The organism is Rhodococcus sp. 66b (assembly GCF_002076325.1).
GTDB lineage: Bacteria > Actinomycetota > Actinomycetes > Mycobacteriales > Mycobacteriaceae > Rhodococcus_F > Rhodococcus_F erythropolis.
Genome location: NZ_MUZB01000011.1, coordinates 12539 through 24633, shown reverse-complemented (window position 1 = coordinate 24633; position 12095 = coordinate 12539). Strand labels below are relative to the sequence as shown.

The 12095-nt window shown below is 62.6% G+C and carries 11 protein-coding genes; 1 reads left to right on the top strand and 10 read right to left on the bottom strand.

Translation table 11 applies throughout. The features are described 5' to 3' along the window. Nucleotides 1–2: 2 nt before the first annotated feature. From B0E55_RS20630 to pafA, 7 genes are all read right to left on the bottom strand, one after another. Nucleotides 3–836, bottom strand: a complete 834-nt coding sequence (locus B0E55_RS20630) for a DUF4333 domain-containing protein (protein WP_020907805.1) — start codon at nt 834–836, stop codon at nt 3–5. Between the two features lie 52 nt (nt 837–888). Then, nucleotides 889–3600: a DEAD/DEAH box helicase gene (locus B0E55_RS20625; RefSeq protein ID WP_021344319.1), complete on the bottom strand. Its 2712-nt coding sequence runs from the start codon at nt 3598–3600 to the stop codon at nt 889–891. A gap of 48 nt (nt 3601–3648) precedes the next feature. Continuing rightward, nucleotides 3649–4677, bottom strand: a complete 1029-nt coding sequence (tatC, locus tag B0E55_RS20620) for a twin-arginine translocase subunit TatC (protein ID WP_019748510.1) — start codon at nt 4675–4677, stop codon at nt 3649–3651. Nucleotides 4678–4750: 73 nt separating this feature from the next. Continuing rightward, entirely contained in the window at nt 4751–5026 is a 276-nt protein-coding gene (gene tatA / locus B0E55_RS20615) for a Sec-independent protein translocase subunit TatA (protein WP_003944836.1), read from the bottom strand. Nucleotides 5027–5160: 134 nt separating this feature from the next. Then, a complete protein-coding gene (locus tag B0E55_RS20610) occupies nt 5161–6138 on the bottom strand; it encodes a helix-turn-helix transcriptional regulator (protein ID WP_021344321.1) in 978 nt (325 codons plus the stop codon). Further along, nucleotides 6138–7151 (bottom strand): helix-turn-helix transcriptional regulator, encoded by a 1014-nt coding sequence (locus B0E55_RS20605; protein WP_019748512.1) that lies wholly within the window; start codon nt 7149–7151, stop codon nt 6138–6140. The genes B0E55_RS20610 and B0E55_RS20605 overlap by 1 nt, the downstream gene beginning before the upstream one ends. A 110-nt stretch (nt 7152–7261) precedes the next feature. Beyond that, on the bottom strand, nt 7262–8620 hold the full coding sequence (gene pafA, locus B0E55_RS20600; RefSeq protein WP_007729869.1) for a Pup--protein ligase: 1359 nt from the start codon (nt 8618–8620) through the stop codon (nt 7262–7264). A gap of 144 nt (nt 8621–8764) precedes the next feature. Here pafA and B0E55_RS20595 point away from each other — a divergent pair, with 144 nt between their 5' ends. Further along, entirely contained in the window at nt 8765–10183 is a 1419-nt protein-coding gene (locus tag B0E55_RS20595; RefSeq protein ID WP_021344323.1) for a phosphatase PAP2 family protein, read from the top strand. Between the two features lie 37 nt (nt 10184–10220). On the opposite strand, the gene prcA is transcribed toward B0E55_RS20595, so the two are convergent. Genes prcA through B0E55_RS20580 form a run of 3 tightly spaced genes read right to left on the bottom strand, consistent with a single transcriptional unit; the run spans nt 10221 to nt 12054 of the window. After that, nucleotides 10221–10988, bottom strand: coding sequence for a proteasome subunit alpha (gene prcA, locus B0E55_RS20590; RefSeq protein WP_019748514.1), 768 nt, complete (start codon nt 10986–10988; stop codon nt 10221–10223). Further along, nucleotides 10985–11863 carry a proteasome subunit beta gene (gene prcB / locus B0E55_RS20585; protein WP_080910367.1) on the bottom strand — a complete coding sequence of 293 codons (879 nt, stop codon included), beginning with the start codon at nt 11861–11863 and terminating at the stop codon, nt 10985–10987. The genes prcA and prcB overlap by 4 nt, the downstream gene beginning before the upstream one ends. Beyond that, nucleotides 11860–12054, bottom strand: coding sequence for a ubiquitin-like protein Pup (locus tag B0E55_RS20580; protein ID WP_003944925.1), 195 nt, complete (start codon nt 12052–12054; stop codon nt 11860–11862). The genes prcB and B0E55_RS20580 overlap by 4 nt, the downstream gene beginning before the upstream one ends. Nucleotides 12055–12095 lie beyond the last annotated feature (41 nt).

Below are 12095 nucleotides of genomic sequence, written 5' to 3'. Positions count from 1 at the left end.
CGTCAGCTCGGGCGGCTGACCTCGTACGTGCCGTTGTCGTCGACAAACGTCACAGTCACGTTCGACTTCACACCCGCGATCGAAAGCGTGCAGGTGAACTTGTTGCCTGACTTGACTTCCTGGTCCGCGGGGCACTGAACGTTGCTCACGTTCTTTGCCCCGTAGGACTCGGTGACGATCTTCTCGACGCCGGCCTGAGCCGCGCTCTGATCGAGTGTGTTCTTGCCGAAGACACCGAACACCAGGGCCACCACGACAGCAGCAAGAACGACGAGAACACCGATCGCACCGAAGATCAAAGGCTTCTTCGACTTACCCGACTGGTTTCCGGGCGCACCGGGACTCGGGAACGGCTGAGCCTGGTTCCACTGATTCTGCTGTCCCGGCGCTTGGCCGGGAGCGGCGGCGCCCCATGCCTGCTGAGGTGCGGCAGCAGGCGGCTGACCCCAGGCCTGGGTTGCGTCAGGTGCCTGCTGTTGCCCGGGCTGACCCCACGGCTGAGCGGGAGGCTGCTGCTGGGGTTGTCCCCACGGCTGTTGCTGGCCGGGTTGTCCTTGTCCAGGTTGCTGCGGCTGACCGTACGCAGGCTGACCACCAGGCTGCCCGGGCTGGCCGTAGGCAGGTTGTCCCCACGGCTGTTGCTGGCCGGGTTGTTGACCGGGCTGCGGTGTTTGACCAGGCTGACCCCACGGCTGCTGCTGGCCGGGCTGCTGACCAGGCTGCTGCTGACCGCCCGGCTGCTGAGGATTCTGCCCCCACTGCTGCTCGTTCGGCTGCTGCTGATCACCAGGACCCCATTGCCGATTCGGATCGTTCGGTCCGTAAGGCCCGCTCATGTTCGCCTCCCACTCGAAATACCAGTCTGCGAATCAAACCACATAGTTGCGGTCATGCTGCGTCGACAGCAACTACCCCGCGACGAATTGCAGCTACCGCCCGCGCCGCAGTCTTCGCGACGTCGGCATCCGTCGATGTCAGGCGGACCTGATCGAGGAGATCGATCACCTGACGACACCAACGTACAAAGTCACCCGCAGACAGCGCACGGCCCTGTACTCCGGCCGCGATCAGTGCGTCGACAAGCGAGTTCTCACTCGCCCAGTGATAAACGGCGGTGACGAATCCGAGATCCGGTTCCCGCGTCGGCGGCAGCTTGTGGCGAATCTCGTCCGACCGCAGTTCGCTCCACAATCGTTGAGTGTCGTTGAGGGCGTGACGAAGCGCCGCTGTCGGCACCCGATCAACGGTGTCGCCGTCCCGACGTGATTCGTAGACCACCGAGGAGACGACGGCCGCCAACTCGGCCGGGCTGAGACCTGTCCACGCCCCGGTCCGCAGGCACTCGGCGACCAGAAGGTCGCTTTCGGAGTAGATGCGGCTGAGTCGTCGTCCGGATTCGGTGACTTCGGGCGCTGCTTCGGCAGTCATGTACTCACGCTCTTTGAGTAGCGCAATGATGCGGTCGAACGTCCGCGCCAACGAGTTGGTGGTGGCCGCTGCCTTTTCCCTCATCGACTGCGTTTCCCGGGCCAGCCGGTTGTAGCGCTCACCGATCCGGCTCAGATGTTCACGATCGGGCCAGCTGTGGCACGGATGCGAGCGAATAGCGCGTCGCAAAGTAGCGACCTCGGCGTCTTCGGACGCGCCCGCCTTGTGGCGCTTCTTCCGCCGGGGGGCACTGATCCCGGTACTACGCAACGCCGAGGCCAGATCGCGCCGGATCCTTGCGGTGTGGTGATCGACATGCTTGGGCAGGCGCATCTTTCCCAGAACGTCGGCTGCTTCCGGGAAATCACCCGAGGAGAGTCGGCCGGCCCACTGATCGGCAGTCAGAACCAGCGGACGCGGGTCCTTCGGATCGTTGTCCGGGACGAGGACCACTGCCACCCCGGAATGACGACCGATGGGAATTGCGATCACGTCACCGCGGGCGAGTGCACGGAGGGACTCCACCGCATCTCCGCGTCGATCTTCGCGGCCCTTACGTTCGAGCGCGCGCTCGCGCGCACTGAGCCGCTCACGCAACGACGCGTATTCGAAGTATTCGCCGTCCGCACCGCCGAGTTTCTCCTGCAAACCCTTCAGGGCTTCTTCGTTCCGCTCGATGCCACGCACCAGGCCGACCACCGAGCGATCCGCTTGGAATTGTGCGAAGGAACGCTCGAGCAGCTTCCGTGAATCGGCCGCGCCCATGCGTTCGACGAGGTTGATCGACATGTTGTACGAGGGGCGGAACGAACTGCGGAGCGGGAACGTCCGGGTCGACGCCAAGCCGGCGACATCCGTGGGCTCGACCCCGGGCTGCCACAGGACCACAGCGTGCCCTTCGACGTCGATGCCGCGTCGGCCTGCCCGACCGGTCAGCTGCGTGTACTCCCCCGGTGTCAGTTCGGCATGCGATTCACCGTTGTACTTGACCAGACGTTCGAGGACCACCGTGCGTGCCGGCATGTTGATGCCGAGGGCCAGCGTCTCGGTCGCGAAGACCGCACGCACGAGACCTTTGACGAACAGTTCCTCGACTGTCTGGCGAAATGCCGGCAACATGCCGGCATGGTGAGAGGCCAGTCCGCGTCGCAGTGCCTTGCACCAGTCCCGATATCCGAGAACTTCGAGATCCTCCTCGGGTAGTTCCCCGGTGTGTTTCTCGATGATGGTGTCGATCTCGCGAACCTGCTCCGGCGAAGTCAGATCCAGTCGGGACCGCAGGCACTGTGCAAGAGCCGCATCACAACCGGCGCGGCTGAAGATGAAGGTGATCGCCGGGAGCAGTCCGGACTGGTCCAGCTGCGCGATGACGTCAGGTCGTGGCAAGGGTCGGAAATCGTTGGAACTCTGGTAGCTGCCACGACGCCCGCGGCCACGCGGCTGCCAGCTCTCGACGCGTTCGAGAGCCTGACGCTGCTTGACGTGGCGAACCAGATCCTGATCGACGAGCACGGTCTTCGGCCCAGCGGCAGGATGACTGCGGCTGTCGAAGAGATCGAAGATCCGTCGACCGACCATGATGTGCTGCCACAGCGGGATCGGCCGCGTCTCGTCGACGACCACGGTGGTGTCGCCGCGGACGGTTTCCATCCAGGAGCCGAATTCTTCGGCATTGCTCACGGTCGCCGACAAACTCACCAGCCGAACATCCTCGGACAGGTGCAGGATCACTTCCTCCCACACCGCACCACGGAACCGGTCCGCCAGGTAGTGCACTTCGTCCATGACGACGTGCGAAAGCCCGCGCAGTGCCTCGGAATTTGCGTAGAGCATGTTCCGCAGGACTTCAGTGGTCATGACGACCACCGGTGCGTCGGAGTTGATACTCGAATCACCCGTCAGCAGGCCGACCTCGCTCGGGCCGTACCGCTCGACGAGTTCTGCGTACTTCTGATTACTCAACGCCTTGATCGGCGTCGTGTAGAAACACTTGCGGCCCGCCGCGAGAGCCAGGTGGACAGCGAACTCGCCGACCACGGTCTTGCCTGCACCGGTCGGCGCGCAGACAAGGACTCCGTGGCCCGCTTCGAGCGCAACGCATGCCTTCACCTGGAATGGATCGAGTTCGAACTTCAGGCTGGACGCAAACGTGCTCAGTTCACTCTTGTTCATAACCACCTCGTCAGGGTTTCACACGCCGCCGACGTGGTGGCACGGCGCTCAGAGGGTGTCAGTGAAATCCTGACCGGGCGCGTTGTCGCCGCCGGTGTCGGATTTCTCCGCAACCGGAGCCTTGGACTTGGACTTACGTCCGAACAATCCACTCGATTCGGCCTTGGGTTTGGTCGGATTGTCGAAAGCCTCGTTCAGATCGGACGGAGACGAGATGGAGGAAGCTTCCTCGTCGGACAGTGCGCCCCAGTCTTCACCGGCTCGCTTGGCCTTACGTTTGTCGTTGAGGCGAGCGATCTGAACAGCGACCTCGAAGAGAAGCGTCAGGGCCAGCGCGAGCGCCAGCATCGAGAACGGATCCGAACCCGGCGTGGCGACTGCAGCAAATACGAAAAGCCCGAAGATCAATCCTCGACGCCAGGCCTTCAAACGCTCGTACGTCAGAATGCCGGCAAAGTTCAACACGACGACGAGCAGTGGAATTTCGAAGCTGACACCGAAGATGAGCAGCAGGTTGATGATGAAGCCGAAGTACTCCGAACCACTGAGCGCGGTGATCTGGACGTTGTCACCGATGGTCAGGAGGAAGTGCAAAGCCTTCGCCACGACGAGGTACGCCAGGATCGCGCCGAGAATGAAGAGAGCGGCACCGGCGGTGACGAATCCGACCGCGTATCGACGTTCTTTGGCGTAGAGGCCCGGGGTGATGAATGCCCACAATTGGTAAAGCCACACCGGGCAGGCAAGAACGATGCCGGCGGTGAGCGCCACTTTGAATCGCAGCATGAACTGCTCGAACGGCCCGGTTGCCAGCAATCGGCACGCGTCGTCGGTGCTGAGGTTGGCGCGACTCTCGGACGGAAGCTCGCAGTACGGACCACGAAGTAGATCGCCCAGACTCTCGAGACCGAGTATCGAGTGTGAGTACCAGAAGAAGCCGAACGCCGTGGTGATGATCACGCCGAGGAATGCGAACAACAAACGAGTCCGCAATTCGTACAGGTGGTCGACCAACGACATGGTGCCGTCTGGGTTGACCTTCCGCTTGCGGTTACGCGGATCTAACGGAATACGCACTGTGCATCCTGGTCTTGGTCAGCAGACAACCGGGGTGAACGAATATTTCACCCCGGCTAGAACGCAGTGTGTACTAGAGCGGCTTGACTTCGGTCGGCTGCGCAACAGGTGCTGCTGCACCGTTTGCGACCACCGCGGTGTTGGCCGTCGGCAACTGTGCCGGAGCAGGCTGTGCGACCGGCGCGCTTGCGGGCGCCGCATCGTCGTTCTGCATTTCCTTGACTTCGCTCTTGAAGATGCGGAGTGAACGACCCAGACCGCGTGCTGCATCGGGAAGCTTCTTCGACCCGAACAGAATTACGACGACAACAGCGACAATCAGCCAATGCATCGGCTGCATTGCACCCATAACGACCTCCCATGATCAGATTCCTAGATGCTACCGGACACAACCGGCGCTCGGAGGTGTCAAAGCACTTACTTCAGCTACCTTTTACCTGTTTGTTTCCTGCGAACCCACTGAACGCGGAGTTTCCCCAACATTTACGAACCGATTACGTCGTAGGCGTCGAGTGCCGCAACGGCCCGATCATGGACTTCGGAGACCAGTTCCGGCGGATGAAGGACCCGAACTCCCTCACCGAATCCCAACACCAGCCTTGCCATCCATTCGAGTGTTCCGAAACTCATCGTCGCCTCGACCGACCCGTCGTCGTTCACGTGCTCGACGTCCATCGGGTAGTAGTCGAGCATCCACACCCACTCTTTGGTGATGAACAACCGTGCTTCCGGAAGGGAACCGTCGCCGCTGAACAACTCGAGATTCGAATCTTCCTCGAGGGCCTGCGGCGGCGGGTCGGCGGGCTCGTCGAGTTGGACGGCGGCATCGATCCGATCGAATCGGAACAACCGCACACCCTCGGCCTGACGGCACCAGGCCTGGAGGTAGCTGTAGTTGTCGACCAACACGATACGAACGGGATCGACGATGCGCTCGGAGACCGCGTCACGCGAGGCCGAATAATACGTCAATCGCAGGGCGGTCTTGTCTGCGAGCGCGGCTCTGACCGTCGCGGCGATCGGGTCTTCGGCGATGTCCGGCGCCGGCGATGTATCCCGGTCCTGACCGATAGCTCGTGCCGCGGCCGAGCCTGCTGCGTCCTCGATCTTCGCGATAGCGCGCTGGGCCGACGACGGATCGACCATGCCCGGCATTTCCACCAACGACCGAAGGGCGATCAGCAATGCCGTCGCTTCGGTAGAGGTGAGGCGCAGCGGGCGATCGATCCCGGCCGAGAACGTGACCTCGATACTTTCCTCGGAGAAGGACAGGTCGATGAGATCGCCGGGACCGTACCCGGGCAGGCCGCACACCCACAGCTGATTCAGATCGGTCATCAGTTGAGTCGTGCTGACGCCGAGTTCCTCGGCGGCCTCGGCGGGACTGATGCCCGGATTCGCGATGAAGTACGGCACGAGGTTGAGCAGCCGTGCCAACCGCGATGACAGTCGATTGCTCATCAGTTGTCCCCCTGTCCGTCATTGCTGGTGGCCGGGCTCGCCGCGGCGGCGCGAAGCTTCGCGACGACCTCAGCACGCAAATCCGGTGGGTCCAACACCAGTGCATCCAAACCGTGACCGGCGATCAACCGAGCGGTCCATTCCCAGGATCGGACGGGAATGGCCAGCACGCTGCCATCACGATCGGTCAGCCGCCGATCGGACGACGACGTCGCAAGCCGCCGAAGCTCATGTGCGCGGCCGTCTGCGACCCAGACCGTGGCGGTTCCGGTGACGACTCCCGATCCGGTCACGCGGTCGACGACCTCGCGAAGATCAACACCTTCGGGTTTGTGAACCGAACCGGCCGGGCCGAACTCCCTGACATCGTCACCGATCCGGGAGAGCCGGAAGGTCCTCACCGCATCACGGTCGACGTCGTGCCCGACCAGATACCACTTGCCGTTGTGCGTGACTACGCCCCACGGCTCGACGGTGCGCTCGGTGAACGGTTCGTTCAACGCGCCGCGGTGCTGAAAATGAACTGCTCGTCCGGCGTCGACGGCTGCAAGCAGCTTGCCGAGCGCGGGCTCCGAACCGCGGGTGCGCGCGGGAATCGCCGTGACCGGCGCGGCACTGACTTCTGAGTCGACCTGGACGCCGGCCGCTCGGAGTTTGAGTAGTGCACTCTGGGCTGCCGAAATCAGTTCCGGCGACTCCCACAACTGCACGGCGACGGCAACCGCAGCAGATTCCTCGCTGGTGAGGTCAACGTCCGGAAGCTCATAGGCATTGCGATTGATCCGATAACCCTCGACCGTCGAGAACCGTCCTGCCAGACCGGTTTCCAACGGGACACCCAGGTCACGAAGTTCGTTCTTGTCGCGTTCGAACATGCGACTGAACGCTTCGTAGTTCGCGGAATCGTTGTACCCGGCCACACTGTCGCGGATTTTCTCCGCCGTGAGGAACTGTCTGGTGGACAGCAATGCGATCACCAGGTTCATCAACCGCTCGATTTTTGATGTCGCCACGCCGAAATCCTAGTGGCTATCCGATAACCGAACGCGCGCCGGACACTTTCGTGCCCGGCGCGTCGCCGCAAAACAGACCTGCCGTGTTGTCAATCGTGAAAATGAGTGACCTACATCGAAGCGATCAAACGCTCGACACGCTCGTCGACGGAACGGAACGGATCCTTGCACAGCACCGTTCTCTGCGCCTGGTCGTTGAGCTTGAGGTGAACCCAGTCGACCGTGAAGTCCCTGCCTGCGGCCTGGGCTGCAGTGATGAAGTCGCCTCGCAATTTGGCGCGCGTGGTCTGCGGCGGATTCTCGACGGCATCGTCGATCGTCTCGTCCTCGGTGACCCGCTTGACCAAGCCCTTTCGCTGCAGCACGTCGAAGACACCCCGGCCGCGTTTGATGTCGTGGTACGCCAAGTCGAGCTGCGCGATCTTGGGATCGGACAGGTCGAAACCGTGACGGTCCTGGTAACGCTGGAACAGCTTGCGCTTGATGACCCAGTCGATCTCCGTGTCGACCTTCGCAAAATCCTGAGCTTCGACGGCATCGAGGGTGCGACCCCACAGGTCGACTACCTGCTCGACCTGCGGGTCCGGTTCGCGGTTACGCAGGTGTTCGACTGCCTTGGCGTGGTATTCGCGTTGAATGTCGAGGGCACTGGCCTGACGACCACCAGCTAGACGGACAGGCTTTTTACCCGTCACGTCGTGACTCACCTCGCGGATGGCACGAATCGGGTTGTCCAAAGCGAAATCGCGGAACGAAACCCCGGCTTCGATCATCTCGAGCACGAGTGCTGCAGAACCGACCTTGAGCATCGTCGTTGTTTCGGCCATGTTCGAATCGCCGACGATCACGTGCAGTCGGCGGTACTTCTCGGCGTCGGCATGCGGTTCGTCGCGGGTGTTGATGATCGGACGCGAGCGCGTGGTCGCCGACGAGACACCTTCCCAGATGTGTTCCGCACGCTGCGAGAGGCAGAACGTCGCGGCCTTCGGCGTCTGCAGCACCTTGCCGGCGCCGCAGATCAACTGGCGCGTGACGAGGAACGGCAACAAGACATCCGAAATGCGGGAGAACTCACCGGCGCGCGCGACGAGAAAGTTCTCGTGGCATCCGTACGAGTTTCCGGCCGAGTCGGTGTTGTTCTTGAAGAGGTAGATGTCGCCGCCGATCCCCTCCTCGGCGAGTCTCGCCTCGGCGTCGATCAGCAGTTCTTCGAGCACTCGCTCACCGGCACGGTCGTGATTGACCAACTGGATGAGGCTGTCGCACTCTGCGGTCGCGTACTCCGGGTGCGAACCCACATCCAGGTACAAGCGGGCTCCGTTACGGAGGAAGACATTGGAGCTGCGACCCCACGACACGACACGACGGAAGAGGTAACGAGCAACCTCGTCGGGGCTCAGTCGCCTGTGCCCGTGAAAGGTGCAGGTAACGCCGAATTCCGTCTCGATACCCATGATTCGTCTCTGCACACTTCGACACTACAACCAGAATGCGAGGTTCACCCGTGTACTTCGATCGCGTCGTAAGTCACGACTCGACAACGTCGGGCGGCGGCATAGTGTGACGGTGTGAGCCTTATTCGCCGAAAAGTTGTCCGAAGCGACGTCAAAGTCATGGAAAGCACTGGAGCACTGCGCCCTTCCGTGCTCGACCCGACCATGCGGTTTCTCTCCAGAGCTGCCGATCACGGCGTTTTGTGGATGGTTGTCGCAGCCTTGCTCGCGATGATCGGTGGCCGCCCCAGGAGGGCAGCGGCACGTGGGATGCTCGCGCTGGCAGGTTCGAGCGCGCTGGCCAACGGCATACTCAAGCCCCTCTTCCCCCGCCGGCGCCCACCGGCGCGTGTCTGGCTGAGCCCGAAGCGAGGCGTCGACATTCCGACGTCGTCCTCGTTCCCCTCCGGGCATTCGTCTTCTGCCGCGGCATTCACCGCGGCAGTGGCCATGGAGTCCCCGGCGGCGGGCGCCGCACTCGCGCCACTGGCCGCAGCAGTGGCGTACTCACGCGTTCACAACGGAGTGCACTGGCCGTCCGACGTCTTCGCAGGCCTCGCGGTCGGCGGCGCAATCGCTGCCGGCACACGTCGTTGGTGGGCGGTGCGAGACGAAGAACCCGCCGAACTCGGACCCGAATGTGTGGTTCCCGCGCTCGCGCGCGGAGAAGGCTTGTTGGTCTTCACCAATCCTGGTTCAGGCTCCGAGGACGACGGGATCGTGGAATCGATTCGAGAACTGCTGCCGGAGGCCATCGTCTACGAGTTCGACGCGGACATCGACTTCGACATGCAGATCGATGCCAAGATCCCCGAACTCTCGCCGAAAGCGTTAGGAGTATGCGGCGGCGACGGAACAGTGGTCACGGTCGCGACCGCGGCGACAAAGCACGAGCTACCACTTGCGGTCTTTCCCGGCGGAACGTTGAACCATTTCGCCCGCGACGTCGGGGCGGTGAATGTCGAGGAGACCGCACAGGCAGTCGAGTCCGGTCAGGCGGCATTTGTCGACCACGCGGTGGTGCGCACGGATTCCGGAGTGACTGCACGGTTTCTCAACACAGCCAGCCTGGGCGGATACCCGGACGCTGTGCGTCTGAGGGAAAAGTGGGAACCGCGTTTCGGTAAGTGGCCGGCCGCTGGTGCTGCAATGATCCGGGTTCTCGCAGCGGCAGAGCCGATGACTGTCACCATCGACGGGAAGCGGACCACCATCTGGATGCTTTTCGTCGGAAACGGGCGATACTCCCCCGCTGATCAGGTGCCGATGTCGCGTCCGGAGATGAACCGTGGACTGCTCGACGTCCGCTACTTGCGCGCGGACAAGAAGTTCTCGCGTTCACGCCTGCTGTTTGCTGCTGCCACAGGAACATTGGGCAGCTCGCGGGTCTACGTTCGCGAACTCGTGTCCTCGATGTCGGTTCGAGTGGCCGATTCACCGGTAGCCATCGCCACCGACGGTGAAGTGGTGGCAGACGCGCGCCGGTTCGATTTCGACACCGAACCGGGCGCGGTGGCCGTCTACAGAATCACGCAGTAACTCCAGACCTGCAGTAACTCCCAGACCGACGCAGCAACTACGAGGGTGCGTCGCCGTTTGCCGGCGGCGCGTCCTCAGTTGCTGCCGGAGTTGGAAGCATCTCTTCCAATGCCGAACCAGCGATTCTTTTGAACGCACGGCGTGGACGGTTGCTGTCGAGAACGGCAACCTCGAGTGCACTCACATCGAGTGTTCGCGGTTCCGCCTCAGTGGTTCCGGCCGGCGCCGGACCGCCCTTTTGAAGCGCCCCAACCGCGAGCCGCACCGCGGATTCGAGGTCGAGGTCTCGCTGGTAGGACTCGCGCATCGCCGTCACGATCGGTTCGGTTGTACCGCCCATGACCACGAATTCCTGCTCGTCCGCGATGGAACCGTCGTACGTGATCCGGTAGAGCTGAGCCGGCGTACTACTCCCGAAACGGCCGATCTCGGCAACGCAGATCTCGACCTCGTACGGCTTGGGCTGCTCGGTGAAGATCGTTCCCAAGGTCTGTGCGTACGCATTGGCGAGGGAACGCCCCGTGACGTCCCGACGGTCGTACGAGTACCCACGCATGTCGGCGTGGACGATGCCCGCGCGGCGCAGATTCTCGAACTCGTTGTACTTGCCCACTGCCGCAAATCCGAGACGGTCGTACAGTTCACTGACCTTGTGCAGCGCCCTCGACGGGTTCTCGGCGACAAAGAGCACTCCGTCGCGGTAGGTGAGAACGACGACGCTGCGTCCGCGGGCAATTCCCTTGCGCGCCAATTCCGAACGATCGCGCATGATCTGCTCGGCTGATGCGTAGTACGGCATCGTCATAGCGCAGACCCCCCTTCCGGACTCGCTGTCGCAGTACGAGCCGCGACGATCTCCCTTGCGATCTCGGCAGCCTTGGCCGTCGACAACTCCACGGCACCGGCCGAGGTGATGGTGACCGCTGTCGGATAAATCCCGCGTGTCAGATCAGGACCACCGGTAGCCGAATCGTCATCTGCCGCGTCGTACAGCGCCTCGACTGCGAACCGAAGCGCGGTGTCCTCGTCGATTCCCGGGGAATACAGCTTCTTGAGCGCTGATTTCGCGAACAGGGAACCGGATCCGACTGCGTGATAGCCCGCGCGCTCCTCGTATCGCCCACCGACGACGTCGTAGGAGACGATGCGACCTGCCCTCGACGGATCGACCGCGTCCAGGTCGTAACCCACGAGCAATGGCACGACCGCCAAACCTTGCATCGCTGCTCCGAGATTTCCTCGAACCATCGACGAAAGTCGATTGGCCTTGCCGTCGAACGTGAGTGGGACGCCTTCGATCTTCTCGTAATGTTCGAGCTCGACCGCGAAGAGCCGGACCAGTTCGATTGCGATCCCGGCCGTACCGGCGATACCCGCAGCCGAGTAGTCGTCCGTGACGTACACCTTCTGCACGTCACGGCTGGCGATGAGGTTGCCCATCGTCGCTCGGCGATCACCCGCGAGCAGAACTCCACCCGCATAGCTGATCGCGACGATGGTGGTGCCGTGCGGAGCTACGTCTCCCCCGCCCATGACAACACCTCCTGTGTCGGCGAAGCGGTTCTGCGGAAGATGCTCCGGTGCATGCACCCGAAGGTATTCCGAGAATGACGACAGATTCGAGCCGAAGCTCAACCGTGTGTCCCCGTCGGTGATCCGGGGCGCGCGATCCACCGTCACTGGCCGCCCTTCTGGACATAGGCACGGACGAAGTCCTCGGCGTTCTCTTCCAACACGTCGTCGATCTCGTCGAGCAGGTCGTCGGTTTCTGCAGCGAGCTTCTCACGACGTTCCTGGCCGGCACTGCCGTCGCCACCAGTGGTTTCGTCGTCTTCGCCGCCACCGGCACGCTGCGTCTGTTCTTGAGCCATCGCCGTCGACCTCCTTGTGTGAAGGGAGCTCTCGCGAGCAT

Coding starts and splice junctions, on each gene's coding strand:
- B0E55_RS20625 (WP_021344319.1), bottom strand. CDS start 3,600: ATGAACAAGAGTGAACTGAGCACGTTTGCGTCCAGCCTGAAGTTCGAA.
- B0E55_RS20630 (WP_020907805.1), bottom strand. CDS start 836: ATGAGCGGGCCTTACGGACCGAACGATCCGAATCGGCAATGGGGTCCT.
- prcA (WP_019748514.1), bottom strand. CDS start 10,988: ATGACGATGCCGTACTACGCATCAGCCGAGCAGATCATGCGCGATCGT.
- tatA (WP_003944836.1), bottom strand. CDS start 5,026: ATGGGTGCAATGCAGCCGATGCATTGGCTGATTGTCGCTGTTGTCGTC.
- B0E55_RS20580 (WP_003944925.1), bottom strand. CDS start 12,054: ATGGCTCAAGAACAGACGCAGCGTGCCGGTGGCGGCGAAGACGACGAA.
- B0E55_RS20610 (WP_021344321.1), bottom strand. CDS start 6,138: ATGAGCAATCGACTGTCATCGCGGTTGGCACGGCTGCTCAACCTCGTG.
- B0E55_RS20595 (WP_021344323.1), top strand. CDS start 8,765: ATGGAAAGCACTGGAGCACTGCGCCCTTCCGTGCTCGACCCGACCATG.